Annotated in this window: 26 protein-coding genes and 1 tRNA gene; 15 read left to right on the top strand and 12 right to left on the bottom strand. The window is 66.8% G+C overall.

Translation table 11 applies throughout. The features are described 5' to 3' along the window. On the top strand, positions 1 to 1988 hold a 1988-nt coding region (locus CVUC_RS00425; protein WP_101685768.1), incomplete at its 5' end, for a TonB-dependent receptor domain-containing protein. Between the two features lie 194 nt (positions 1989 to 2182). Next, complete coding sequence (locus tag CVUC_RS00420) at positions 2183 to 2998, top strand: EAL domain-containing protein (protein WP_164468224.1); 816 nt, start codon at positions 2183 to 2185, stop codon at positions 2996 to 2998. On the opposite strand, the gene CVUC_RS00415 is transcribed toward CVUC_RS00420, so the two are convergent. Next, positions 2934 to 3893, bottom strand: a complete 960-nt coding sequence (locus tag CVUC_RS00415; protein ID WP_096034276.1) for a bifunctional helix-turn-helix transcriptional regulator/GNAT family N-acetyltransferase — start codon at positions 3891 to 3893, stop codon at positions 2934 to 2936. The genes CVUC_RS00420 and CVUC_RS00415 overlap by 65 nt on opposite strands. A gap of 145 nt (positions 3894 to 4038) precedes the next feature. On the opposite strand from CVUC_RS00415, the gene CVUC_RS00410 reads away from it, so the two are divergent. From CVUC_RS00410 to CVUC_RS00385, 6 genes are all read left to right on the top strand, one after another. After that, a complete protein-coding gene (locus tag CVUC_RS00410; RefSeq protein WP_096034277.1) occupies positions 4039 to 4419 on the top strand; it encodes a BlaI/MecI/CopY family transcriptional regulator in 381 nt (126 codons plus the stop codon). Next, the gene (locus CVUC_RS00405) at positions 4416 to 5765 is read left to right on the top strand and encodes a M56 family metallopeptidase (RefSeq protein WP_096034278.1); all 1350 of its coding nucleotides are present in this window, start codon (positions 4416 to 4418) and stop codon (positions 5763 to 5765) included. Before CVUC_RS00410 ends, CVUC_RS00405 begins: the two co-directional genes overlap by 4 nt. Positions 5766 to 5858: 93 nt before the next feature. Continuing rightward, positions 5859 to 7214 carry a pectate lyase gene (locus CVUC_RS00400; protein ID WP_096034279.1) on the top strand — a complete coding sequence of 452 codons (1356 nt, stop codon included), beginning with the start codon at positions 5859 to 5861 and terminating at the stop codon, positions 7212 to 7214. A 129-nt stretch (positions 7215 to 7343) separates the two neighbouring features. Then, complete coding sequence (gene aroC / locus CVUC_RS00395) at positions 7344 to 8462, top strand: chorismate synthase (protein ID WP_010920990.1); 1119 nt, start codon at positions 7344 to 7346, stop codon at positions 8460 to 8462. Between the two features lie 174 nt (positions 8463 to 8636). Next, positions 8637 to 9179 carry a response regulator gene (locus tag CVUC_RS00390; RefSeq protein ID WP_096034280.1) on the top strand — a complete coding sequence of 181 codons (543 nt, stop codon included), beginning with the start codon at positions 8637 to 8639 and terminating at the stop codon, positions 9177 to 9179. A gap of 48 nt (positions 9180 to 9227) precedes the next feature. Continuing rightward, entirely contained in the window at positions 9228 to 9467 is a 240-nt protein-coding gene (locus CVUC_RS00385; RefSeq protein WP_010920992.1) for a hypothetical protein, read from the top strand. A gap of 11 nt (positions 9468 to 9478) precedes the next feature. Here CVUC_RS00385 and CVUC_RS00380 read toward each other — a convergent pair whose 3' ends face one another. The 4 genes from CVUC_RS00380 to queC all read right to left on the bottom strand — a co-directional run bounded on the left by CVUC_RS00380 (position 9479) and on the right by queC (position 11671). Further along, positions 9479 to 9874, bottom strand: coding sequence for a cupin domain-containing protein (locus CVUC_RS00380; RefSeq protein ID WP_096034281.1), 396 nt, complete (start codon positions 9872 to 9874; stop codon positions 9479 to 9481). A 1-nt stretch (position 9875) separates the two neighbouring features. Next, entirely contained in the window at positions 9876 to 10241 is a 366-nt protein-coding gene (locus CVUC_RS00375; protein ID WP_010920994.1) for a 6-carboxytetrahydropterin synthase, read from the bottom strand. 72 nt (positions 10242 to 10313) lie between these two features. After that, complete coding sequence (queE, locus tag CVUC_RS00370) at positions 10314 to 10946, bottom strand: 7-carboxy-7-deazaguanine synthase (RefSeq protein WP_096034282.1); 633 nt, start codon at positions 10944 to 10946, stop codon at positions 10314 to 10316. Beyond that, positions 10943 to 11671 carry a 7-cyano-7-deazaguanine synthase QueC gene (gene queC, locus CVUC_RS00365; RefSeq protein ID WP_010920996.1) on the bottom strand — a complete coding sequence of 243 codons (729 nt, stop codon included), beginning with the start codon at positions 11669 to 11671 and terminating at the stop codon, positions 10943 to 10945. Before queC ends, queE begins: the two co-directional genes overlap by 4 nt. Before the next feature lie 471 nt (positions 11672 to 12142). Between queC and CVUC_RS00360 the strand changes: the two genes are divergently transcribed. Further along, complete coding sequence (locus tag CVUC_RS00360) at positions 12143 to 14956, top strand: TonB-dependent receptor (protein WP_096034283.1); 2814 nt, start codon at positions 12143 to 12145, stop codon at positions 14954 to 14956. Between the two features lie 176 nt (positions 14957 to 15132). Further along, positions 15133 to 16665 (top strand): response regulator, encoded by a 1533-nt coding sequence (locus CVUC_RS00355; protein ID WP_096034284.1) that lies wholly within the window; start codon positions 15133 to 15135, stop codon positions 16663 to 16665. A 184-nt stretch (positions 16666 to 16849) separates the two neighbouring features. Here the strand turns inward: CVUC_RS00355 and CVUC_RS19770 are convergent, their stop codons facing one another. Continuing rightward, a complete protein-coding gene (locus CVUC_RS19770; protein WP_164468288.1) occupies positions 16850 to 17176 on the bottom strand; it encodes an Mpo1-like protein in 327 nt (108 codons plus the stop codon). A gap of 332 nt (positions 17177 to 17508) precedes the next feature. On the opposite strand from CVUC_RS19770, the gene CVUC_RS00345 reads away from it, so the two are divergent. Continuing rightward, complete coding sequence (locus CVUC_RS00345; protein ID WP_024265919.1) at positions 17509 to 17940, top strand: helix-turn-helix domain-containing protein; 432 nt, start codon at positions 17509 to 17511, stop codon at positions 17938 to 17940. Positions 17941 to 18008: 68 nt separating this feature from the next. Here CVUC_RS00345 and CVUC_RS00340 read toward each other — a convergent pair whose 3' ends face one another. Continuing rightward, entirely contained in the window at positions 18009 to 18362 is a 354-nt protein-coding gene (locus tag CVUC_RS00340; RefSeq protein ID WP_010921001.1) for a PilZ domain-containing protein, read from the bottom strand. Positions 18363 to 18577: 215 nt separating this feature from the next. On the opposite strand from CVUC_RS00340, the gene CVUC_RS00330 reads away from it, so the two are divergent. Next, on the top strand, positions 18578 to 19555 hold the full coding sequence (locus tag CVUC_RS00330; RefSeq protein WP_012640685.1) for a glucokinase: 978 nt from the start codon (positions 18578 to 18580) through the stop codon (positions 19553 to 19555). A 7-nt stretch (positions 19556 to 19562) separates the two neighbouring features. Here CVUC_RS00330 and CVUC_RS00325 read toward each other — a convergent pair whose 3' ends face one another. Further along, positions 19563 to 20768, bottom strand: coding sequence for a methionine gamma-lyase (locus tag CVUC_RS00325; RefSeq protein ID WP_096034286.1), 1206 nt, complete (start codon positions 20766 to 20768; stop codon positions 19563 to 19565). Positions 20769 to 20873: 105 nt separating this feature from the next. Between CVUC_RS00325 and CVUC_RS00320 the strand changes: the two genes are divergently transcribed. Beyond that, a complete protein-coding gene (locus CVUC_RS00320) occupies positions 20874 to 21332 on the top strand; it encodes an Lrp/AsnC family transcriptional regulator (protein WP_024265920.1) in 459 nt (152 codons plus the stop codon). Between the two features lie 62 nt (positions 21333 to 21394). Beyond that, positions 21395 to 22816, top strand: a complete 1422-nt coding sequence (locus tag CVUC_RS00315; protein WP_096034288.1) for a sensor histidine kinase — start codon at positions 21395 to 21397, stop codon at positions 22814 to 22816. A 3-nt stretch (positions 22817 to 22819) separates the two neighbouring features. Here the strand turns inward: CVUC_RS00315 and CVUC_RS00310 are convergent, their stop codons facing one another. Both CVUC_RS00310 and CVUC_RS00305 read right to left on the bottom strand, forming a co-directional pair. Then, positions 22820 to 22936 carry a hypothetical protein gene (locus tag CVUC_RS00310; protein ID WP_101685766.1) on the bottom strand — a complete coding sequence of 39 codons (117 nt, stop codon included), beginning with the start codon at positions 22934 to 22936 and terminating at the stop codon, positions 22820 to 22822. Beyond that, entirely contained in the window at positions 22887 to 23027 is a 141-nt protein-coding gene (locus CVUC_RS00305; protein ID WP_096034289.1) for a hypothetical protein, read from the bottom strand. The genes CVUC_RS00310 and CVUC_RS00305 overlap by 50 nt, the downstream gene beginning before the upstream one ends. Here CVUC_RS00305 and CVUC_RS00300 point away from each other — a divergent pair. Beyond that, on the top strand, positions 22963 to 23952 hold the full coding sequence (locus CVUC_RS00300; RefSeq protein ID WP_012640688.1) for a glycerophosphodiester phosphodiesterase family protein: 990 nt from the start codon (positions 22963 to 22965) through the stop codon (positions 23950 to 23952). The genes CVUC_RS00305 and CVUC_RS00300 overlap by 65 nt on opposite strands. A 99-nt stretch (positions 23953 to 24051) precedes the next feature. Here CVUC_RS00300 and CVUC_RS00295 read toward each other — a convergent pair. After that, positions 24052 to 24128: transfer RNA gene (locus tag CVUC_RS00295), tRNA-Met, on the bottom strand. Between the two features lie 44 nt (positions 24129 to 24172). Beyond that, complete coding sequence (locus CVUC_RS00290; RefSeq protein WP_096034290.1) at positions 24173 to 25222, bottom strand: glycosyltransferase; 1050 nt, start codon at positions 25220 to 25222, stop codon at positions 24173 to 24175. Positions 25223 to 25293 lie beyond the last annotated feature (71 nt).

Below are 25293 nucleotides of genomic sequence, written 5' to 3'. Positions count from 1 at the left end.
TGATCTCCAAGACCGGCGACACCGAGGGTGGCGCGGTCCAGGGGACCTACGGCCTGAACTACGGCGAAAAGCGCCTCGACGCCGACTACGGCGGCAAGATCAGCGACACGCTGCGCTTCCATGTCGGCGGCTTCTATCGCCAGGGCGAAGGCCCGCGCGACGTCGGCTACACCGCCTACAAGGGCGGCCAGATCAAGGCCAACCTCACCAAGACGTTCAGCAACGGCTATGTGCGCGTCTACGGTAAGTATCTGAACGATCGCACGCCCGCCTACACCTTCATCCCGATCCGGGTCACCGGCACGAACGCCGATCCGACCTTCACCAGCCCGACCAACTTCGACATCAAGACCGACTTGCTGCTGTCGCCCTATGTCAGCAACGTCATCCGGCTGGACCAAAACAACAACCTCGCCCAAGAGGATCTGCGCGGCGGCCAACACGCGGTGGTCAAGTCGGTGGGCCTGGACGCCCAGTTCGAAGTGAACGGCTGGACGATCACGGAGAAGTTCCGCTTTTCGGACGTCGGCGGCGGCACCCAAGCTATTCGTCCGATCGCCGTCGCCCCGGCGCCCCTTCTCGCCATCGGCAATGGCGGCGTCGGAGCCACGCTGAGCTTCGCCACCGGCCCTCAAGCCGGCCAGGCCATCACCAGCCCGGCGACCCTGAACGGTAACGGCCTGCTGACCACCTCGTTGCAGCTCGACACCAAGATCAAGAGCCTGAACAACGTCACCAATGACATCCGCGCCAGCCGCGTCTGGGACATCAACGGCGGCTCCCTGACCACGACCGCCGGCCTCTACTCAGCGTCCCAGGACTATGCGACGGACCTGAAGTTCCTGACCGTTCTGGCCAGCGTCGCGGGCGACGGCCAGTCGACGCTGATCAACACCAGGACGGCCGCTGGCGTCCCGTTCACGCAGGACGGTTACAGCTCCTACGGCCTCGGCAACGCCTTCCGCCGCAGCTACGACATGAACTACGGCGTCAACGCGCCCTATGCGTCGGTCAACTACCACATCGGCAAGATCGCCGTGGGCGGCAGCCTGCGCTACGACTTCGGCAAGGTTCGCGGCACGCTCTACGGCGCCGAACTGGGCGGCGGTCGTGTGGGTATGGCGTCCTTTGACATGAACCGTGACGGCGTCATCTCGACGGCCGAGACGAAGGTGTCGGTGCTGCCCCTCGGCCAGCCGGGCCATGTCGACTACGACTACAACTACCTCAGCTACTCGACGGGCGTGAACTACCGCGTCGCCGAGCAACTGGCCGTCTTCGCCCGCTACAGCCGCGGCGGCCGCGCCTCGGCCGACAAGATCCTGTTCACGCCGGCGGTCAACTACAACACCGGCAAGCTGGTGGACGACGAGAGCGCCTACGACACCGTCAAGCAGGCCGAGCTGGGCCTGAAGTACCGGATCTCGGGCGTGACCTTCAACGTCACGGGCTTCTCGGCCAAGACCGGCGAACGCAACACCCAGATCGTGAGCGGCGCCGACGGCTCGGCTCAGGTCCTGAACATCGTTCGCGGCTACGAGGCCAAGGGCGTCGAACTGGAAGCGGCTGTTCGCAGGGGTCCGTTCAGCGTGACCGCCGGCGCGACCTACACCGACGCCAAGATCACCAGCGACGCCCAGCGTCCCGTGCTCGTCGGCAACAAGCCGCGCCACCAGGCCGACTTCATCTACTCGGTGACGCCGCAGGTCGAGCTGAAGAACGCCACGGTGGGCTTCAACGTCATCGGCACCACCAGCAGCTACGCGCAGGACACCAACCAGCTGAAGCTGCCGGGCTACAAGCTCGTCAACGCCTTCGTGCAGGTTCGTCCGATGGAGAACGTGCAGCTGATGCTGAACGTCAACAACGTGTTCAACCAGCTGGCCCTGAGCGACTCCGAGCAGGCCGCGATCCCGGCCACCGGCGTCGTGCTTGGCCGCACCTATCTGGGCCGGACCGCTTCGGCGACGCTGCGCTACAGCTTCTAAGACGACCTCAAGACGGCGGTCGGGACGCTCACGCGTCTCGGCCGCAGCCTTTCTACGACGCCGGCGCGGGCTGTCCCGCGCCGGCGTCGGCGCGTTTGGAGGCGGGCGTTGCGGGCGCGGCAGGTTATCGCAGGCGAGCTAAGCCTCGCTTCATCTTTCGCGACGATCCCTGGTGTCTCGTCCAGGTTCGGGGAATGACCATGTCTAAGGCTTGCAGCGGCTGCCGGGATGGCCAGGACTTCGAGACGCCCTTCTCGATGGCCTTTCAGCCGATCGTCAAACTGTCGTCAGGCGAGGTCTTCGCGCATGAAGCCCTGGCGCGCGGCGCCGAGGGTCAGGGCGCGGGCACGGTCCTGTCGACGATTTCGGACCAGAACCGCTATGTCTTCGACCAGCAGTGCCGCGTGAAGGCCATCGAGCTGGCCACCGCGCTGGACCTTCCCCAAGGCGGCGCGAACCTGTCGATCAACTTCATGCCGAACGCGGTCTATGAGCCCCGCGCCTGCATTCGCCTGACGCTGGCGACCGCCATGCGGACAGGCTTTCCGCTCAACCGCCTGATCTTCGAATTCACCGAGAACGAGCAGCTGGATATCCAGCATGTGCTCAACATCCTGCGCACCTACCGCGCCATGGGCTTCAAGACCGCCATCGACGATTTCGGCGCGGGCTATGCGGGCCTTAACCTGCTCGCCAAGTATCAGCCGGACATCGTCAAGCTCGACATGGACCTGATCCGCGACATCGACAGCGATCGCGGCAAGCGGGTGATCGTCTCGAACCTCCTGAGGATGCTCACCGAACTGGAGATCCTCGCGGTCTGCGAAGGCGTCGAGACGATGGATGAGCTCTCGGCGCTTTGTGATCTGGGCGTCGACTACGTCCAGGGCTACGTGATCGCAAAGCCGGTGTTCGAGGGCCTGGCGGCGCCGGACGTGGGCGCGATCATCGCGGCCGGTACGACATCGCCACATCACAGCGTTGATAGCGCGCCCCGAATTTCCGCATGATCGTCTCGTCGTGGACGAACCCCAGCTTCTCGTAGAGGTGGATGGCGGCTTCGCACTTGCGGTTGGTCAGCAGATAGATCTTGTCCATCCCCAGGCTTTTGGCCCGCTCCAGGGTCTTGGCCAGCAGGAACTCGCCCGCCTTTAGTCCGCGCGCGCTCTTGAGCACGCCCATCTTGGTCAGCTCGACCCAGCCGTCCTTGGACACCATCAGGGCGCAGGTTCCGACGACGCCAAGATCCGCCGCCTCGGCGAACAGCACCACCCCGCCCTTGTCGAGGATCAGTTCGCGCGGCTTTGACAGCAAGGCGATGTCGTTTTCCTCCAGGGCGAACATCTCCTGAATCCACTCGGCGTTGATCCGGTAGAAGGCTTCCGCCAGATCGTCGGAGAAGTCGCGCGCCCAGACCAGGGGGCGGCCCGCCGTATCGGCGCGGCTCAGCAAGGACTGCTCGGTCAACCGCGCCTCCACCTGCGACAGGCCCAGCATGAAGTCGCCGCTCAGGCCCGCCAACAGCTGCGCGGCCGCGGGCTCGATGCGCGGCAGGAGCTCGGTCTGTATCCGCGCCATCAGCGCCCTGCCCTTGTCGGTGAAGACCAGGCGCTTGGTGCGCTGATCGCCCGGCGCGCGGCGCGCCTCGACCAAGCCGTCGCGCTCCAAGGGGCCCAGCGCGCGGGTGACGGTCGGCTGGGCCAGCTGCAGCCGTTCGGCCAGCTCGCCCACCGAAATCGGCTCATGCATCCGGATCGCCATCAGCAGCGGCATCTGCGCCGGCTGCACCGGCAGCTCCAAAGACCGCGCCACCTCGGCGGCGTCGGCCTGCATTCGCTCGGCCAAGCGCTTCAAGCGGCTGCCCAGGAAGCCGACACCCAGACCGGCCAGAAGATCCACGTCCATCGCCCCCGCTCCATTTCATAGCGCGCTATATAGCTAGCTATTGAATGGCCGAGGGCGCAAGCCCTCCCCACACAGATCGTGACGCTTGACGCGCACTCGTTACATTTGTAGCGTATACGCGACATAGATCAGTGAGCAGCACCGCATGACCGACCCCTCCGACCTGGAACTGGAAGTGCTCAAGGCGTTCTGGCGCGGCGGCGCGATGAGCGCTCGCGAGGCGCAAGGCCTGATCGAGCCCGAGCTAGGCTGGAGCGCCTCGACGACCCGCACCGTGCTGGAGCGGATGGTGGCCAAGGGGCTGCTGATCCGTCGCGCCGTGCACGGCCTGGCGGTCTATGAGGCCAAGAAGGCCAAGGTCGATGTGATCGGCGGCGTGCTGAATCGTCTGCGCGGCCTGCTCGAGATTGACGGCCGCCTCCCCGCCTCGGCCTTCTCAGGCAGCCAAATCCTGTCGGAGACCGAGATCCAGGAACTGGAGGCGCTGCTGAACGCCAAGTCGCCCGTCGATGGAGAGGCTAAGTGATGCATCCGCTTTTCGCATCCGCCGCCCTCGGCCTCGTCGCCGCCTGGCCCGCCAGCGGTCTGGGCTGGCTGCTGGGCAAGGCCGCCGATCGCCTGACCGACGACCCGGCCCTGCGCACCGCGGCCTGGAACCGCGCTGTGGCCCTGCCGCCAGCGCTGCTGGGCCTGATGACGGGCATCTCGCTGCTGCCAGAAGAGGCTACGACGCCGGTCTATAGTGTGGTCGCCAGCACAAAGGCGGCCGCCACCGCCGGCGCCGTTGTGAACGACGCAACCGCCCGCATCGCATCCAGCCTCAACACGGTCGAGACCGCCGCCGCCCTGCTGATCCTGGGCGCCGCCGGCGGCCTGGCGGTCGCGACCGTCCAGCAGGTGATCGGCCGGGCCAGGCTGGCGCGCATCGTCCATGACGCCCGGCCCGCCGAAAAGGACCTGGCCCTGGCCGTTGGCGCGGCCGCCCGCCGCCTGGACACGGGCCACCCCGAGGTGCGGATCAGCGATCGGATCGACCAGCCGCTGCTGGCGGGCCTGACGAGGCCGGTCATCCTGCTGCCCCACGACCTGGTCGAGCGCCTGCCGATTGAGCGGCTGGTTCCGATCTGCGCCCACGAGTTGGGCCACCTGAAGCGCGGCGACAACTGGCGGCTGCTGTTCGAGCACCTGGTGGGCGGCCTGTTCTGGATGGTCCCGCCGTTCGCCATGCTGCGCGCCCGAGCCGCCGCCGCCCGCGAGGAACTCTGCGACGCCTTGGCCCTGACCGGCGCAACGCCCGAAGTCCGTCGCGGCTACGCTGAGAGCCTGATCGCGGTGCTGCGCGCCCACGCCGCTCCAACCCTGCACCCCGCCTTCACCGGCAAAGGAAGGAAACCCACCGCCATGCGCCTGAAAGCCATCACCGATCCGCACCCCGCCGCCGGCTGGGGTCGCAAGGCCCTTCTGGGTGCGACGACCGCCCTCGTCGTCGCCGCCACCGGCGCGGGGTCGATCGCCCTGGCGCAGCAGGGGGGCCCTGCGCCGAACCGCAGCCAATCGCGGATCAGCACGACCGATCCGAGTCAGACCATCACGATCATGGCCGATATCATTCAGCTGAAGGACGCCAAGCTGGCCGATGATCGCATGACCGTTCCGAGCGGGAAGTCGGTGATCTATCGCGGGGGCGTCACGATCCGTGGTCGCTTGGGCGATAACACCACAGTGCTTCTGAACGGCCGCGCCCCGCCTGCAGGCTTCGACCCAACCAAGCTGCCGCAAGACGCGATCCCAGCCGCCGAGGTCACCAACTGGTTGAGGGATGGCCAGCATCACTTCCAGATCAACCTGCTGATGCCGCAAAGCACGCAATGACACCGGTGGACAAAGCCCGGTTCGACCGTCATTTTCACCCCTGACCTAAAGGGTGGCGCCCATAACGCCGCTCACGCCTGTCGGGGATGGAACATGTTCAGCCGCCACCTTCGCGCCGCCGCGGGCGCTCTCGCCCTGACGCTCGCCGCCGCCCCCGCCCTGGCCGGCGACGTCACCGCCTTCCCCGGCGCCGAGGGCGCGGGACGCCTCAGCCTTGGCGGGCGTAGCGGCGCGGTGCTGCGCGTCACCAATCTGAACGACTCCGGCCCGGGCTCCCTGCGCGCCGCGGTCGAGGCCAAGGGGCCGCGCACGGTCGTCTTCGACGTCGCCGGCACGATCCCGCTGAAGTCGCCGCTGAAGATCAGCAACCCCCGCATCACCATCGCCGGCCAGACTGCGCCGGGCGGCGGGATCACGCTGCGCGACCAGACCCTGGTGATCGGAGCTGACGACGTGGTGATCCGCTTCATCCGCTCGCGCCTGGGCGCTGAGAGCAAGGTCGAGGGCGATGCGATCTGGATCAGTGGCGGTCGCCGGATCATCCTCGACCACGTGTCGGCCAGCTGGTCGGTGGATGAAACCCTGTCGGCCTCGGCCCGCTATACCGAAGCAGGGCAAGGCTTTCACGACCTGACGGTCCAGTGGTCGATCATCGCCGAGAGCCTGGCGCGCTCGATCCACGTCAAGGGCGACCACGGCTATGGCAGCCTGATCCGTGGCGGCCAGGGCAGCAAGATCAGCTTCCATCACAATCTGTGGGCCAACCACATCGCCCGCATGCCGCGCCCGGGCAACTATGACGGGCCCGACAAGGACCCCATCGGCCCGCTGTTCGATTTCCGCTCCAACGTCTTCTACAACTGGGGCAAGGGCTATGCCGGCTACAACGCCGACAAGGCCACGCGGGCGACCTACAATTTCGTGGACAACGCCTATGTGCCCGGTCCCGACACCGGCAAGCGCGTGATCTTCCAGGAGAGCAATCTGGAGGCCAAGGGCTACTTCGCCGGCAACAGCATGGACGGGGTGGTCCCGGCCGATCCCTGGAGCCTGGTGACCTTCACGATTACCGAGCCCGCCGGCTATCGCCTGGCCGCGCCGCTCGACGTCGCGCCCGTCACGCCAGAGAGCGCTGACAAGGCCTATGAGCGCGTCCTGGCCGACGCCGGCGCTTCAGTGTGGCGCGACCCCGTCGACCGCCGGATTGTCGAGGGCGTACGGTCTCGCCAGGGCAAGGTGATCAACACCCAGGCCGATGTCGGCGGCTGGCCGGAACTGCCCGTCGGCAAGGCGCTGCCCGACACCGATGGCGACGGCATGCCGGACGCCTGGGAGAAGACCCGCGGCCTCAATCCGAAGAGCCCGGACGGCGCGATCCTGGCCAAGGACGGCTCGGGCTGGACCAACCTGGAGCTCTATCTGGCGGACGCGGCGAAGGTTCGGGGCTAGCGCCGACGGAGGGGGAAGTTCTGCCGACCTTACGCCTTACCCCACCGGCGCTTCGCGCCACCTGCCCCGCCAGGGGGAGGATCTTTGCGGCTTTTGCTCCACCACGCGCTTTCCGCTAGAAGCCGCCCCATGTCGCACAACACCTTTGGTCACCTGTTCCGCGTCACCACCTGGGGCGAGAGCCACGGCCCGGCGCTCGGCTGCGTCGTCGACGGCTGCCCTCCCGGGATCGCCCTGACGGCGGAGATGATCCAGGTGTTCCTCGACAAGCGCCGCCCGGGCAACGGCAAGTTCGTCACCCAGCGCCAGGAGCCGGACGCCGTGCGCATCCTGTCGGGCGTATTCGAGGACGCGCGCTCGAACGGCCAGCGCACCACCGGCACGCCGATCAGCCTGATGATCGAGAACACCGACCAGCGCAGCAAGGACTATTCGGAGATCGCCCAGGCCTTCCGGCCCGGCCACGCCGACTACGCCTATTTCGCCAAGTATGGCGTGCGCGACTATCGCGGCGGCGGGCGCAGCTCGGCCCGCGAAACCGCCGCGCGGGTGGCCGCCGGCGCCGTCGCGCGCCTGATCATTCCGGGCGTGACGGTGCGCGCCGCCCTCGTGCAGATCGGCCCGCATAAGATCGACCGGTCCAACTGGGACTGGGCCCAGACCGAGCAGAACCCCTACTGGTCTCCCGATGCGGCCATTGTGCCGGTCTGGGAGGAGCACCTCGAAAAGATCCGCAAGGCCGGATCGTCCACCGGCGCCGTCGTCGAGGTCGAGGCCACCGGTGTTCCAGCCGGCTGGGGCGCGCCGCTCTATGCCAAGCTGGACGCCGAGTTGGCCGCCGCCCTGATGTCGATCAATGCGGCCAAGGGGGTCGAGATCGGCGACGGCTTCGACAGCGCCGCCCTCACGGGCGAGGACAACGCCGACACGATGCGCATGGGCGATGACGGGCAGCCGGTGTTCCAGTCCAATCACGCGGGTGGGATTCTGGGCGGCATCTCCTCGGGCCAGCCGATTGTCGCGCGCGTGGCGTTCAAGCCGACCTCGTCGATCCTGATCCCGCGCGAGACGGTCAATGAGGCCGGCGAGGAGATCGAGCTTCGCACCAAGGGTCGCCATGACCCGTGCGTCGGCATCCGGGGCGTACCAGTGGTTGAGGCCATGACCGCGTGCGTGCTGGCCGACGCCTTCCTGCGCCATCGCGGGCAAACCGGCCGGGAGCACTTCCCGCTTGGCGCGAGCGCGTAATCAGCGCGACCTTAGGGCAAAACCCCGCCAGATTTGGCCCTGCCCCCTTTTTTGATTGGGCTCCCGTCTTGACCCATGGGCGAGGCCGCGCGTATCCCTCCCGACGTGCAAACGATGTCTGGGCCAGAGCGCCCGCATGGGTTGTGATTTCTTCGCAGCGGGGGGAGGCTCAGCATGCGGTTCGACCTCCTGAAGATCCTGCTGGTCGAAGACAACCAGCACATGCGCATCCTGTTGATCGAAATGCTTCGTGCGATCGGTGTGCGTCACATCCACGAAGCGAGCGACGGCGCCGAGGCGTTGGCGACCATGCGCTCGACCTATATCGACGTGGTGCTGACCGACCTTACGATGAGCGGCCTCGACGGGGTCGAGTTCGTCCACCTCCTGCGCCGCTCGCCCGACAGTCCCAATCCGTTCTGCCCGATTGTCATGATCACCGGCCATTCGACCGAGCGGCGGGTGCGCGAAGCCCGCGACGCCGGGGTCAATGAGTTTCTGGCCAAGCCGATCACGGCGCGCGGCCTGGTGCACCGCCTGACCCTGTTGATCGAGAACCCGCGCCCCTTCATCCGGGCGGGCGACTATTTCGGCCCCGACCGCCGTCGGCGCGACGATCCCCGCTATCAGGGACCCCGGCGACGCGCCGAGGATGCGGAGGCCTTCTATCTGGACGACCTGGACACCGAACTCGTCCATCCGACGCGGAGAATGTAAACCTTTCGGGGTCTACAAGATGGTGAACAACGCTTTACGAGCCTCGCCATGACCCTCCGTCGCCTCGCTCCGCTCGCCCTGATCCTGGGTGGCCTTTCCCTGACACAGACCGGCTGCATGGCCGCAGCCGCCGTGGGCACAGTCGCCGGCACCGCGATCGGCGTGACCGGCGCCGTCGTCGGCGGCGCAGCCAAGGTCGGCGGCAAGGCTGTGGTGGCCACCGGCAAGGCGATCATCCCGGGCGACAGCGACAAGAACGACCTCGCCGACCGTCGCGAGGAAGAGTAGGCGAACGCCGCCTACTCGGCGTCGATCAGGAACAGGACCCCTCGCGCGCCCGGCAGAACGCTATGCGGCTGGCCGGCGGGGACCAGGTAGAAGTCGCCCGCCTTCATCGCGATATGACGCCCCTCGATCTCGAGCGTCATGTGGCCCTCGACGACCAGGAAGCCCTCATCGAAATCGGCATGGCTTTCGGTGGGGATCCCGGCCTCGTCCATGCGGATGATCTTGATATTGGCGCCGCCCGTGCGCCCCAGGATCTTCGAGCGCCAGGCTTGCGGCAGGCTTGAGGCTTCTTCGGTCAGATTGATGAACATAGACCCTCCTGAACTGTCCAAAGCCGCGTGAAGCCCTTTGGGGTCGCCGGCCGCCCACGATGCGCGCTCGGGTCGCCAGAACGACCCGCCCCTAATCCTAGAGGCTCAGCACGCAGGTCTCGCCGATCGTCGGCCGCGACAGCGCCACGCGCGACAGGCCCGGGAACTGGCTGCGCAGGCGCTCAGCGAAATAGAGGCACAGCCGTTCCAGCGTCGGCACTTCAAGACCCGGCTTGTCATTCAGCAGGCCGTGATCCAGCTCGACGGCGACAGCCTTCAGCGCGACATCCAGCGTGTCGAGGTCAGCCACCCAGCCGGCGTCCAGCATCTCGCCGCGCACGCTGACCTCGACCTTGAACGAATGGCCGTGCAGGCGGCGATAGCGATGGTCCGACGGACCTTGCTCGATATAGTGGGCCGCGTCGAAATACGCGGCCTTCGTGATCTCGAAGACGGGCTTCATCTGTTGCTTCTTTGACTAGGCCTGGGAGGCTCTAGCGCAACGACCCTGTCACCAAGTCGCGCGCCTTATCCGTCAGGGCAGGCCGAGATATTTGTGCGTTTGGACGCTTAAACGCCATTGTGGGTGCGAAAGGCAATAGGCGACGGCCAATTGCGTGTTCGCGTCGCGGTCCGGGCCGTCCATCGGCTGCAGGTAGAAGCGCTCGAAATCCAAGGCCGCAAAGCGCTCGGGCATCGCCTTTTCCTGCGGGAAGACCAGCTTCAGCTCCTGGCCGGACGTCTGCACCACCGGCGCGTCGGCCTTGGGGCTGACACAGATCCAGTCAACGCCCGCCGGCGAGGCGATCGTGCCGTTGGTCTCTACGGCGATCTGAAAGCCCCGCGCGTGCAGCGCGGCGATGGCCGCGTCGTCCAGCTGCAGGAACGGCTCGCCGCCCGTACACACGACGAGCCGGTCATCAGGACCGCCCGTCCACTGCGCCTCGACCGCCGCGGCCAGATCCTCAGCCGTTGCGAACTTGCCGCCGTTCTCGCCGTCGGTCCCGACAAAGTCGGTGTCGCAGAACGTACAGACCGCCTTGGCGCGGTCCTGCTCGCGGCCGCTCCAGAGATTGCAGCCGGAGAACCGGCAGAACACGGCGGCCTTGCCGGCCTGACCGCCCTCTCCCTGGAGGGTCAGGAAGATCTCCTTGACGGAATAGGTCATTGCGCCAGCGCCTCACGCCCCGCCATGTCCCATTCGACATAGCCCTTCTCACGCAGCTCGCACGCAGGGCAGGTCCCGCAGCCGTGCCCCCAGGCATGCAGCTGGCCGCGCTCGCCCTGGTAACAGGTGTGGCTTTCCTCGACGATCAGGCTGACCAGCGCCTCGCCGCCCAACTGTTTGGACAGTCCCCAGGTCTGCGCCTTCGTAAGCCACATCAGCGGCGTCTCGATCCGGAAGTTGCGATCCATGCCCAGGTTCAGCGCCGCCTGCATCGCGTCCAGGGTGTCGCGCCGACAGTCGGGATAGCCTGAGAAGTCGGTCTCGCACATGCCGCCGACCAGGGCGTCGATGCCGCGCCGGTCGGCCAGGGCCGCCGCATAGGTCAGGAACACCAGATTGCGCCCCGGCACGAAGGTCGAGGGCAAACCGCGCTCGGTCATCTCGATGGCGCGGTCGGCGGTCAGCGCCGACTGGGCCACGGCGCCGAAGCTGCGGATATCCAGCACATGGTCTTCGCCCAGGCGTTCGGCCCACTGGGGAAAGCGCGCGGCGACTTCGCGACGCACCGCCTGGCGCGCCTGCATCTCGATGGCGTGACGCTGACCATAGTCGAAGCCCACGGTCTCCACGCGGTCATAGCGTTCAAGCGCCCAGGCCAGGCAGACGCTGCTGTCCTGGCCGCCGGAAAACAGAACCAGGGCCGCCTGGCGCTCACGGGGGCTCATGACGGCCTCTCGATGTTCGTGAAAAGGGGGGACATCCCTGCTCCTCTACACGAGCCGCGCCGCCGTCGGAACAGCCCGGCGCGTCGACCCGCGACTCGGGCGATACTCGGGTCACGAAGCGATCTGAACTCTTTCGTCCACGAACTAACGCTTTTGCGAGACATTATTGACCATATGAGCGATATCATCCCTTGAGTTCCGCAAGGGAAATCACAAACCCATTCTTCTAATCGTGCGGAAACTTACCCGCGCCAGGAGAACAAGGGCTCTTGGAAAGTGAAAAGGCGTAACCTATCGCTGTTCACTTACGTTCAGGCCAGTTGACAGCCTTCAAACGCAAGTATGCAATCTCCCAATGCTGCGAGGGGCTCGCCGTACGCCCACGCGGTGAAAACAGTACGGCGCCGAGGAAACATCGACGCTCGCAGGCTCCATCCATAAGGCGCCGCTTGCGTTCAGGGAGGGAATTCAATGTCGCAAACTCTGCGTATGCGGAGCCTATTGGTCATGGGCGCTTCGGCGGTCGCGATCTCCGGCTTCGCTGTCCCCGCGTTCGCTCAACAGAACACGACCGTCATCGAAGAGCTGGTCGTTACAGCTCAGAAAAAGGAAGAAGCGCTGCAGGACGTGCCGATCGCGGTGTCGGCCTTCAGCCAGGACAGCCTGGAAGCGCAGAAGATCGACGGCGGTCCCAACCTGCAGTTGGCGATTCCGAACGTCACCTTCGCCAAGAGCAACTTCACCAACAGCTTCAACTTCCAGATCCGCGGCATCGGCGCCAAGGCCGTGGGCGCGTCCGCCGACCAGGGCGTCGGTGTGCACATGAACAACGCCCCGCAGCAGTCGGGCAATCTGTTCGAAGCCGAGTTCTACGATGTCGAGCGCGTCGAAGTGCTGCGCGGCCCGCAAGGCACGCTGTATGGCCGCAACGCCACCGGCGGCGTGGTCAATGTGATCACGGCCAAGCCGACCGACATGTTCGAGGCCAACCTTCGCGCCGAGTACGGCAACTACAATTCGATGAAGCTGCGCGGCATGCTGAACGTGCCGATCTTCGGCGACAAGCTGGCCGTGCGCCTGTCCGGAACCTCGCTGAAGCGCGACGGCTTCGTGACCAACACCTTCAATGGCAACAAGGTCGACGACCGGGATCTGTATTCGACCCGGGTCCAGGTGATGTTCAATCCGACCGAGAAGCTGCGCACCAACTTCCTGTGGGAACGCTTCCACGAGAACGACAGCCGCGCCCGCACCGGCAAGCAGCTCTGCACCAAGGACAACGGTCCGGCCACGGTCGGCGGCGTGCCAACCGGGGCGTCTCGCGTTTTCCTGACCCAGGGCTGCCTTTCGGCCTCGCTCTATACGCCAGCGGCCTACGGCACGGTGAACACCTCGGGATCGCTGACGGGTCTGCTCGGCAACATCTTCGGCTTCACCTCGGGTGACGTGAACGCCGGCGACACCACCTCGACGAACCTGCGCGAGATCGAGACCGCTCTGGATCCGATCTACCAGTCGAAGTCCAACACCTACCAGTTCACCCTGAACTACGACATCACCGACGAACTGACCTTCACGTCGATGACCTCGTACGGCAAGGGCGATGTCTGGACCAAACAGGACTACAACCGCAACGTCGCGACGGTGCCGTTCAACAACACGCCGTTCACGCCAGGGGGCTTCTTCACCGACCCGCAAGTCGGGCGGACCAACAAGTTCACCACCATCGACGTCTCGTCGGGCCGCTCCGAGCAGTTCAGCCAGGAGTTCCGCCTGCAGTCGGCGTTCGACGGCCCGCTGAACTTCACGGTCGGCGGCATCCACTTCACCTACCGGACGCTGACCGACTACTATGTGATCGGCAACTCGCTGACGCTTTCGTCGCTGGCGCTGAACTTCTCGAACACCGGCAATCCCAACTGCAATCCGGCGACCACTGCCCGCTGCATCGGGATTGACACCTCGGCCGATCCGACCGGCGACGGCCACAACTACTATCTGAACCGCACGCCCTATAATCTGGTCTCGGACGCGCTGCTGGGCGAGGTGTACTATCAGGTCAACGACGATCTGAAGTTCACCCTGGGCGTACGCCAGACGCGCGACAAGAAGGCGGTCAAGAACTACTCGACCGTTCTGCTCGCCCCGGGCTACGGCCTGACGCTGAACCCGACCAACCCCGATCAGCGGGCGCGCTTCAACGAGACCACGGGCCGGGTGGGCGTCGACTACAAGGCGCGCCTGGGCTTCACCGACGACACCCTGCTCTATGCCTTCTACTCCAAGGGCTACAAGGGCGGCGGCATCAACCCGGGCGTCCCGGCCAACTCGGTCGGCATCCAGCAGACCTTCGATCCGGAGTTCGTCAACGCGATCGAAGTCGGCACCAAGAACACCCTGCTGGGCGGCAGCCTGCTGCTGAACGCGACCGCCTTCTCGTATGACTACCAGGGCTACCAGATCTCCAAGATCGTGAACCGCACCTCGGTGAACGAGAACGTCGACGCCAAGGTCCATGGCTTCGAGCTGGAGTCCATCTGGTCGCCGGTGCGCAACCTGCGCCTGAACGCCAATATCGGTTACCTCAAGACCAAGATCGGCGATGGCGTCAGCTCGATCGACACCATGAACCGCACCCAGTCGAACCCGGCCTATACGGTGGTCAAGGTCGGTCCGAACGCCTCGTCGGTCGGCGCCAACTGCGTGCTCAGCACCGTAGGCGTCGCTACGATCCTGGGCGCCGGCGCGGGGGCGACCCTGCCCTTCGCGTGCTCGGGCGCGGCCGCCTATCAAGGCTTCCTGGCGGCCCCGGCCGCGGCCGGCGGCGCAGGCCTTCCGGCGCCCACGGCGGCGTTCCTCGCCAACGCGACGGGCCTCTACACCTACGGCGCTGGCTATTCGATCGAGGGCACGGCGGCGAACCTGTCGGGCAACGAACTCCCGAACTCGCCGCACTGGACCACTTCGGTGGGCGCCCAGTACACCTTCGAGCTGTCGAACGGCTGGTCTGCGACCCTGCGCGGCGACTACTACCGCCAGAGCAAGCAGTACGCCCGCGTCTACAACACCGCCTACGATCAGCTGAAGTCCTGGGATAACGGCAACATCACCCTGAAGGTCGAGAAGCCCGAGTGGGGCGTGGCCATCGACGCCTACGTCAAGAACATCGGCAACAAGACGCCGATCGTCGACGCCTACACCACCGACGACAGCTCGGGCCTGTTCACCAACGTGATCACCGCCGAGCCTCGCCTGTACGGCATCGCGATCACCAAGTCCTGGTAAACCCCAGGACGAGCGCCTCAAGGGGCGGCGGGTCATCCGCCGCCCCTTTTCGCGCCAGTTCTCAATCTTGAAGCCCCGCCGCCTCGGGCCGCGACAATGAGAGCGGTACCACCTTAACGACTCTGCAAGGGCGGCCGAGGCAAGTTGCAAACCCCAAGCCGTTGACGAAGCGCCGTATGGAAACGCTGTCCCGTCTGATCGAACCGCTCGCTCCCATCGCGCCGGGCACGCCCAGCGCGACCGTGGCGGCGATGTTTGACGCCAATCCGACCTTCGCCGCGCTGGCCGTGGTCGATGACGGCGCGCCTGTGGGTCTGGTCTACCGGGACGTTCTGCAAGGCATGATGCGTGTCGCGGGGCCTGCGCTCGCCACGCGTCCGGTCGCCGAGATCATGGACGCCAAGCCCCGTATGGTGCCCGTCGGAACCGATCCCAACACCTTCGTCAACGCCCTCGCCGACAGCCCGACACCCATCTTCCGCACCGCCTATGTCGCGGTCGACGCCGACGGGCGCTACGCCGGCGTGGGCGGGCTTGCCTCCCTGCTGGCCTCGCACCGACGCCGCCAGCACGAAGCGCGCGACGCCATGGCCATTGTCGAACGGATGGCCGTCGACATCGGCGCGCATCTCGACGGCGTTCTGGCCATCACCGAACGGCTTGAGCAACAACGCCTGACGCCAGACGCCGCAGCCTTCGTCCGAGCCATCGGCGACACCAGCCGCGACATGGGCGAGACCGTCGGCCGCGCGGTGGACCTCCATCGCTCGGTCAACGGCGACCTCCAGATGGACGCCGCGCCCACGCGACTACGCGATTTCGCCGACCTCGTCGAAGCCCGGTGGGCCAACCGGGCGAGCGAAGGCGGCTCCACGCTTCTCGTCTCTTATGACGGCGATCCCGAATGCGGCGTCGAGATTGATGGCGAGCGCCTGCTGCAGGTGATCGACATTCTGGTCGAGAACGCCCTGTCCGCCGGACGGGGCATGATCGAGGTTCGCCTCTCCGCGCGCGCCGAGGGCGATCGGATCACTCTGGACTGCCAACTGCGCGACAACGCCGGCGGACACGCCGAAGATCGACTGCGCCGCGTCAATGATCCGCTCGGCGGCGTCGGCGGCCAGGATCGCAGCGAGATGGCCCTGGGCGTCGGTCTCGCGCTGGCCCAAAGCGTCGTTCGCAAGATGGGCGGCCGACTGATCGCCGAAGCCAATCGCGGGGCGGGGCTGACCGTCGGGTTCTCGCTGTCCCTGATCCCGGCGGCCGCCGAAGCGGCGGCCCAAGACGCCCCAGAGCCCGTCGGCGGACGTTCGGCCCACATCCTCATCGTCGATGACAACGCCACCAACCGCATGGTGGCCGAGGCGCTTTGCGACATGTTCGAGTGCACCTCCGAACAGGCCGTCGACGGTGTCGAGGCCGTCGAGATGGCCCGGAGCGGCCGCTTTGACCTCATCCTCATGGACATCAAGATGCCGCGTATGGACGGCGTCGCGGCCACGCGCGCGATCCGCGAGCTGAGCGGCCGTTCGAGCGCCGCCCCGATCGTGGCCCTGACCGCCAACGCCGATCCGGCCGACGTCCACACCTACCTCGCGGCGGGTATGCAGGACGTGGTCGAAAAGCCTATCAAGCCCGAGCGTCTCGCCCTGGTGCTCAACAGCCTGCTGGCCGGCGCAGACGGCGACAGCGCCGAAGCCGCCGCCTAGAGCGTTCGCCGATCAGTGTGAAACGGTGATCGGGGCGAAGAGCGCTCCAAACGTTTGAAATAGCGCCCCTTGTCACGCTCAGAGGATCTCGTCTCAGGCTAAGGGGCCCTGGGACGCAGCGGGGTCAAGCGCCAGGACGCCTAGCTCAATACCGACCAGTTGCGCCGGTTCAGCAGGCTGCAGGCTAGAACTTGCGCCGCCCCGTCACCGTCTCGAACCACAGGCGGAAATCGCCCATCAGGCTGTAGACGGGATACTTGAACGTCGCCGGCCGGTTCTTCTCGAAGACGAAGTGGCCGATCCAGGCGAAACCGTAGCCGATCACAGGCGCGGCGATGAAGAAGCGCCAATCCCGGAAAACGCCCAGCACCAGGCAGAGGATCACGAGGCTTGTGCCCACCACGTGCAGCCGTCGGCTGACGGGGTTGGCGTGCTCGGTCATGTAGAACGGATAGAAGGCCGCAAAGCTCTTGTACCGTTCGGCGGCCGTGTTGGGCTGGGCGCTGTCCATGGCTGCGAGGCTGCCCGCACCGACGGTCGCTGGCAAGCGCCTCCTGCACGCGCGGGTCCAAGGCCGCTTGGCCTGTCGGCTCAGGCGCGATGGCCGGAGCGCAAAGGGCAAGGCCGCGATCAGCGCCTGAACGGCGCCGCCCGCACTCGCGCCTTGCGGGCGTCGATCAAGCTCTGGTTGGCGGCGAATCGTGAACACCGCCGATAGCTTCGCCAGACTCGGGGGAGGGAAAGCGTTGACATCGCGACGTAACGCCGCGCCAGGGCAGGCTCGCTTCCACCAACGTAACGGTCGTGTCATTTTCCCGGGACAACCGTTGGAGGCGAAAAAATATGAGCGAAGAAACCGAAGGCCGGCGCCCCAACCCCGTCGACTTGCACGTCGGCGGCCGTGTCCGCATGCGCCGTAAACTGCTGGGCGTGAGCCAGGAACAACTGGCCGACTCGCTGGGACTGACCTTCCAGCAGGTTCAAAAGTATGAGCGCGGCGCCAATCGCGTCAGCGCCAGCAAGCTCTACGAGATCGCCAAGACCCTCCAGGTCCCCGTGTCATTCTTCTTCGACGGCCTGGCCGACCCGATGAACGGGGCTGAGGCGGATGACGCTGGCCTGCACGCCGAGAAGGTGGTCCAGGAGTTCCTGACCACGCCAGAAGGCCTGGAACTGGCGGAAGTTTTCCCGCGCATCGCGCGTGGTCGCGTCCGCCGCCAAGTCCTCGACCTGGTCCGGGCCATGGCGGACGAGGCGTCGCGCGACGGGGCCTGAGCTCAACGCCCGCCGGCTGAAATGAAGGGGGACCTTGGTCGGCGGGCCAAGGTCCTTTTTCTTGGGCGTCAGCCTGTGGAGACGTCCGCCCGTGACGCCCGCCAGATGCGCTTGGCTGTTCCGGCGACCGCCGGCGCGAGCCCGCGCAGGTCGTAGGTCCTGACGATGCGCAGGCCGATCTCGCGCTCGCGCTGCCAGGCGACGGTCACGTCATGGGCCAGTCCGGCGTCGAGATCGATCAGTTGGATCTGTCCCGCCGGCGCGCCTCCCGTCAGCATCTGAACGCGCGCGCCCTGGCTGGAAAGATCGCGGATCACGCAGTCCCAAGCGAAGGCGCCGCAGAGAACCTTGCCTGATCTCTGCGTCTGGATGCGGACAGCCGCTCTTCGATCGTGTTCCGCGCCAGACGCGTGCTTCGACATGGGTCGATAAACGCACGACGCGGTTAATTGGCGGTGCAGAAGTAAGATTTTTGTAGTGAAGGTTAATGATGGTCCGCACCCAGAATGAGGTTTTGTGTCGCGGCCGCCGATGACAGCCTTGTCAATGACCAGGGGATCAGGCCAACCTTCTTCAGCGACCATCGTTATCGATCGGCGCGCAAGCCGGCCGAAGACGTCGGCGCGGAGGAAACACCATGGCCAAGGGATCGGTCCTGCTCGCCGACGTGAATGGTCGCGATCTGGCCCTGGCGCTGGTCAGTCCGGGCGACGCGCCGCGCGGACATCGCGATCTAGCCTGCGCGTCGCTCAAAGCGCTTGAAGAGCACCTGATCGACGCCGTGTCCGAACATTCGGCTGACGGCCTGATCGGAGCCGCTGTCTGCGGCGCCGGCCCCGAAATCGACGGCGCGATCGCGCTGACGGCCGGCGACTTCACGCTGACCCAGGCCTGGTTGCGCGCGGTGCTGAAAACGCCGCGCGTCTCGCTGTTGAACGACTTCGCCGCCTGCGCCCTGGGCGCGCCCCGCCTGGCCCCGTCGGCCATGCGCCTGATCCACGAGGGCAAGCCCGGCCGCAACGCCCAGATCGCCGTGATCGGTCCTAATCTCGGTCTCGGCGTCGCCGCCCTGACGCCCCACCGAACCGACGGGTGGACGCCCGTGGTCAGCGAGGGTGGGCATATCGACTTCACCCCCGGCGAGCCCCGCGAAGTCCCGGTGTTCGAGGCGCTGCAAGCCCGGCACGGCCGGGTCTCGGCGGAGCATTTCCTGTCACAGCAGGGCCTCGCCGATATCTATGCGGCCCTGGGCGGCGGGCTGGACGATAGCGACGAGGTCATCCTCGCCAGAGTCCGGGACGGCGACGAGACGGCGCGGGAAGCCCTGTCGATCTTCAGCGCCCTCTTGGGGGCCTTCGCGGGAGACGCCGCCCTCAGCTTCGCGGCCCGGGGAGGCGTCTATATCAACAGCCCCCTGATGGAACGCATCGATGGTCTGCTCGATCAGGCCGCCTTCAGCCGGCGCTTTGAGGACAAGGGCCGGATGAGCGCCTATCTCAAGGACATCCCGGTCTATCTCGCCGTCGGGCGGTGCACGCTGCTGGGCTTGTCCGCGCTCTTCACCGCCAGCGACCTGCGATACGAAGCCGCCGAGGTGAAGGTCCTCGACTGCTGAGCCCGGCTCAAGCCGGTTGCGCGACCTTGAGAGGCTCCAGCGCCATCGCCAGATCAGCCAGGATATCGGCCACGTCCTCCAGACCCACGGAGAGGCGCACCATGCCCTCGCCGATTCCGGCGGCGGCCCGCTCCTCAGGCGTGTAGGGCGAATGGGTCATGCTGGCCGGATGCTGGATCAGGGTCTCGGCGTCGCCCAGCGACACGGCGCGGCGGATCAGCGCCAGCCGGTTCATCATCGCCACGCCAGCGGCGTGGCCGCCCTTCAGCTCGAACGCCATCATGCCGCCGCCCGCCGCCATCTGGCGCGCCGCCAGATCGCGCTGCGGGAAGCTCTGCAGGCCAGGATAGAACACCTGCTCGACGGCGGGGTGATCCTCCAGCCAGCGGGCCACCGCCTGGGCGCTCTGGCTGTGGCGGGCCATGCGCAGCGACAGGGTCTTGAGCCCGCGCAGGACGAGAAAGGCCGTGAAGGGCGACATCACCGCACCGGTCATGTCCTTTACCCCGCACAGGCGCACGCGCGCCATGTCTTCGATCCCGCCGGCGGCGATCCCGCCCACCAGGTCGCCGTGGCCGCCCAGATACTTGGTCGCCGAGTGCACGACGATGTCGGCGCCCAGGGCCAGAGGCCGGGTCAGGCAGGGCGTGGCGTAGGTGTTGTCGACCACCACCTTGGCGCCCGCAGCGTGCGCGATCCGGGTGATCGCGGCGATGTCGACCAGACGCATGTTCGGATTGGCCGGGGTCTCGAAATAGACGATCCGCGTCTGGTCCGAGATGGCGGCCGCCAGGGTTTCGGGCCGGGTCATGTCGACCTGCTTCACCGTCACGCCGAACCGGGTCAGGCCATCGCGCAGGAACGCAAAGGTGCAGCCATACAGGGTCTGGTCGGTGATCACCTCGTCGCCGGCCCGCAGGAAGCTCCACAGGGTGGCCGTGATCGCGCCCATGCCCGAGGCCGTGGCGACCGCCGCCTCGGCGCCCTCCAGGCTGGCCAGACGACGCTCCAGCAGGTCGGTCGTGGGGTTGGAAATGCGCGAGTAGAAGTGCCCCTCGCGGGTTCCGGCGAACATCTCGCCACCCGCCTCGGCGCTCTCGAACGCGAAGGTCGAGGTCAGGTGCAGCGGCGGGGTCAGGGCGCCGTGCTCGTCGGCGGGATCGTAGCCCGCATGGATCGCCCGCGTGGAAAAGCCGCTCTGGTCGTCGCGCATGTCCTGCTCCCTTTGCCGCTACTGTGGCGTGGAACGAGGCGCGCGAGATTGCTAAGTCTGCTACAAGACAAGCTCATTTTAGCAGATTCTGCTCAGGAGGCGCCTATGGACGCCAAGGATCGCCAGATCATCCGCGAACTGCAGAAGGACGGACGCCTCACCAACCAGGAGCTGGCCGAGCGGGTGAACCTCTCGCCCTCCCCCTGCCTGCGCCGAGTGCGCAATCTCGAGGCCGAGGGGGTGATCACCGGCTATACCGCGCTGGTGGACCAGAAGGCCTACGGCCTGCCGATCACGGTGTTTGTCCGGGTGCGTCTGGATCGCCATGGCCAGGACCTGATCAAGGGCTTCGAGGACGCGGTGGCGCGGATCGACCAGATCCTCGACTGCTTCCTTTTGGCGGGCGGCGACGACTATCTGCTGCGCGTGATTGTCGACAGCCTGGAGGCCTATGAGGACTTCATGCGCCGCAGACTGCACGCCATCCCGGGCATCGCCTCGATCGACACCAGCTTCGCCTACGGGGTGGTGAAACAGACCCGCGTGTTTCCGCTGGCGGGCTGACAAGCTCGCCTCACGGGAACGTCAATCCAAGCCTTACCTTCAGGCGATACGATGACGGCGCGATGATCGAAGAAGCGCCGCCCCATCCCAGCGCCCCCATGGCCGCGTCCCCCAGCGTCACGACGGCGCTGAAGCACGCGCCGTTGGGCATCGCCATCTTCGACAACCAGATGCGTTATCTGGCGGCGTCGCGGCAGTATCTGACCGATCAGCACCTGCCGCCTGACCTGCCCTTGATCGGCCGCCTTCACTACGACGCCTTCCCCGAGGTGCCGCAGAAGTGGCGGGATCTCCATGCCCGGGTCCTGGCCGAGGGGGTCGAGCTGCGCCACGAGGGCGATCCCTATGTCGATCGCGAAGGGCGCACGCAATGGATCCGCTGGTCCATGGCCCCCTGGCGCACCGACGGGGGAGAGATCGGGGGCCTTGTGCTCTACACCGAGGTGGTCACCGCCGGCATTCTGGCCCGCCGCGCGCTGGAGGCGGCCGAGGCGCGCTACCGCGCTGTTTTCGACCAGACCGCCATGGGCGTGGCGCGCCTGGCCCAGGACGGCGCGATCCTCGAAGCCAATGACAGCTTCTGCGCCATTCTGCGCCGCCCCCGGGAGCAGCTTCTGGGAAGCCGCATAACCACCCTGGTGCATGAGCACGATCTGGCCCAGGCGCTGGCGGACGGTGAAGCCCTGACGAGGGGGGCGATCGACACCTATACGGCGGACCGTCGCTTCCGGGGCGAGCAGCCGGACGAGATCCTCTGGCTGAACCTGACAGTGTCCAAGGTCAGCCCGGCCGAGGAACCGCCCTATCTGGTCGTGATCCTCTCCGACATCAGCCACCGCAAACTCGCCGAGAGCGCGCAACAACATCACCAGGCGCAACTCCGTCTACTGATCAACGAGCTGAACCACCGGGTGAAGAACACCCTGGCCACGGTGCAGTCCATGGCCGCCCAGACCCTGCGCAACGAACCCAGCCCGGCGGCGGCGTTCGAGAAGTTCGAGGCCCGCCTGATGGGCCTGTCGGGGGTGCACGACATCCTGACCCGCGAAAGCTGGGATGGTGCGCCGCTGCGCGAGGTGGCCGAGCGGGCCCTGCGCCCCTTCGACGAGGGGGGAACACGGATCGAAATCGCCGGCCCGCCGATCCGCCTGCAGCCCGGCGGCGCCCTTACCATGGCGCTGATCCTTCACGAACTGGCCACCAATGCTCTGAAGTATGGCGCTCTGTCCTGCGCCGAAGGCCGCGTGCGCCTGTTCTGGGGCTACGACGCGGACAGCCGAACCCTCGACTGTCAGTGGATCGAAGCGGGCGGTCCGCCCGTGGTCGCGCCCACCCGCAAGGGCTTCGGCTCGCGCCTGATCGAACGCAGCCTGCGCGGAGAGCTCAAGGGCGAGGCGACCATGGACTACCACCCCGACGGTTTGCGCTGCGTGTTACGCGCGCACATTCCGGAGACGGCCCAAGACAAGGGCTCAACACTCTAGCCTTCAGGGAAACTTTGCGCGGGGACGGATGATCCCGGCTAGGCCCGAGAGCGCATCGTCGATACTGGCGTCATGCAACTGAGGCCGAACCGCCGCGTGGCTGTCGCATGAATCGCTCATAGCGCGGTTCGGAGACCTTCCCGACCATGCGCCTCCTGACGACCTCCCTCGCCTTGCTGCTCATCGCCGCCACGCCGGCGGGGGCCAACACGTTCCGGGAACGCCTCTATGATCCCGCCGCCGGGGTCATGGTCGTGGCCCATCGCGGCTGCCACGCTGCGGCGCCGGATCACGGCCTGGCGTCGAGCGCCCCCGAGAACTCTCTGGAAGCCCTGCAGCGTTGCATCGACATCGGCGTCGACATGGTCGAGACCGATGTGCGCCGCACCCAGGACGGCGTCCTGGTGATCATGCACGACCCCAGTGTCGACCGAACCACCGATGGCGGCGGCCTGGTCGCCAAGCTGACGCTCGCCCAGATCCAGGCGCTTCGGCTCGACGGCGGCGATGAGGCGCCGCCGACGCTGGAAGCCTTCCTCCGCGCCGCGCGTGGCCGCGTTCTGGTGAACCTTCATCTGAAGGGCCCCTTCGCGGCCCAGGCGGCGGAAGTCGCGCGCCGCGCCGACGCGAGCGACTGGGTGCTGTTCAAGGCCCGGGCGAAGACAGACATGTCTCCGATCGCCGATCAGCCGCTCTATCGCGATGTCGCCTTCATGCCGATGGTCGGCGAAGGCGCTGCGCGGGACGCGGGGCAGTTGGGCCAGGTCATCACCCGCCAGGCCTCCGGCATTCGTCCTATTCCGGCTGTGGAGACGCGCCGCATGGGCGCGCAAGGCTTCGCCTCGGTGCGCGACGCCGCCGAAGCCGCCCGGGTTCGCGTCTGGGCCAACACCCTGGGCATGAGCAGCTGGAAAAGCTTCTTCGGCGTCTCGGGCGACCGCCGCGCGCTGCGCGATCCGGACACCTCCTGGGGCCGCCTGATCGACCAGGGCGTCAGCATCATCCAGACCGACCACCCGGCGCGGCTCTTGGGCTATCTGAAAAGCCGTCGCCTTCGGGACGGCGTGACCATCGCCACGATCGGCGAAGCCTCCCCGTCCTCGACCACGCACGCCGCTCTGGCCGGGACGCGGTAGGCGGGGAGCGCTTACCCGACACCCCACAAGCCCTAGACGCGCGCGCTCGCACAGAAGCGGCGGTCTCGACTTGGCTTTTTCAGGGAAATCTGTCCGTCCTGGTGGCGGGGGGCGGGATCGAACCGCCGACCTGTGGGTTATGAATCCACCGCTCTAACCATCTGAGCTACCCAGCCATAGCCAGGACGGACGGGGGTCATACGCCCAAGCGCGCTTCGCATCAAGCCCGGGATGTCATTCCATCGAGCGCGGCTTCCAAGCGACGCGCCAGTTCCTGGGGGCTGTACTCGGTCAGCACCTGTTGGCGAGCGGCCGCGCCGAGGCGCACAGCCGTCTCGCGATCGCTGATCAGCTCGGCCAGAGCCTCGGCAAGGCGATCGGGATCATTGTCCGGGACCAGGCGACCATCGCGCCCATCGGTCAGGATCTCGAGCGGTCCGTCGATCTCGCTGGCCACCACGGGCAAGCCCACCGCCATCGCCTCCAGCAAGGTCAGGGGAAAGCCTTCCTGGTGGGACGGAAACGCGAAGAGATCTCCCGTCGCGAGGAAGCCGGCGACGTCCCCGGTCCAACCCTTCAGGGTGACGCTGGCCTCAAGATCCAGGTCGCGGATCAGCCCCTCCAGCGCGCCTCGCTCATCGCCTTCGCCGGCGATCTCGCACGTGACCTCGTAGTCCCAGGCCCGCAGCTTGCCGACGGCGTGGATGAGAACGTCAAAGCCCTTCTTCGGATGCAGGCGTCCTGCGGCGACGATCCGGATCGGGCGTCCCGCCTCAGCAAAGGGCTGAGCCTCGACGCCGGGCGGCTTGACGGCGTTGGGCACGAACCAGACGTGGTCAGCGGGCGCGCCCCGCTCGATCGCCAGCGCCGCCAGGTGCTGACCGACGCACACATAGTGCGTGCCCGGCGTTACGTCGAAAGAGGGTTTGTGCAGGCAGACCGCGCGCACCACGTCCGCGGGCGCGGCCTTGTCGAACACACGCGCCGGGCGCTGGCCGTGGCTGAAGATCAGGGCGGGGCGATAGGTCTTCACCAGCGCGCGCGCCGCGCCGACCGTGATCGGATCCCAGTCGGTCAGGGCCGGCATGGCGCTGAGCGGCGGCGTCCGATTGGCCTGAGCGACCGCCATCTTGCCCCCCTTGCGCACCACGCCGACGCATCGCCCGCCCCGGCGCGCGGCCCAGGCCTCGAGGATCGGCTGGTAGTCGAGGAACACCTGCTCAAGACCGCCGAGGCCCTTGCCCAGCATGGCGTGCAGGATGGTGGTCAAGGCGGACTCCAGGGGAGGCGTTTCGGGGCGCGACCATCGTGGCGCGCGGCCCTGGTGTCAACGCGGGAGCT

This window comes from Caulobacter vibrioides (assembly GCF_002858865.1).
Classification (GTDB): Bacteria; Pseudomonadota; Alphaproteobacteria; order Caulobacterales; family Caulobacteraceae; genus Caulobacter; species Caulobacter vibrioides.
This window is presented reverse-complemented; position numbering and strand designations above follow the sequence as displayed.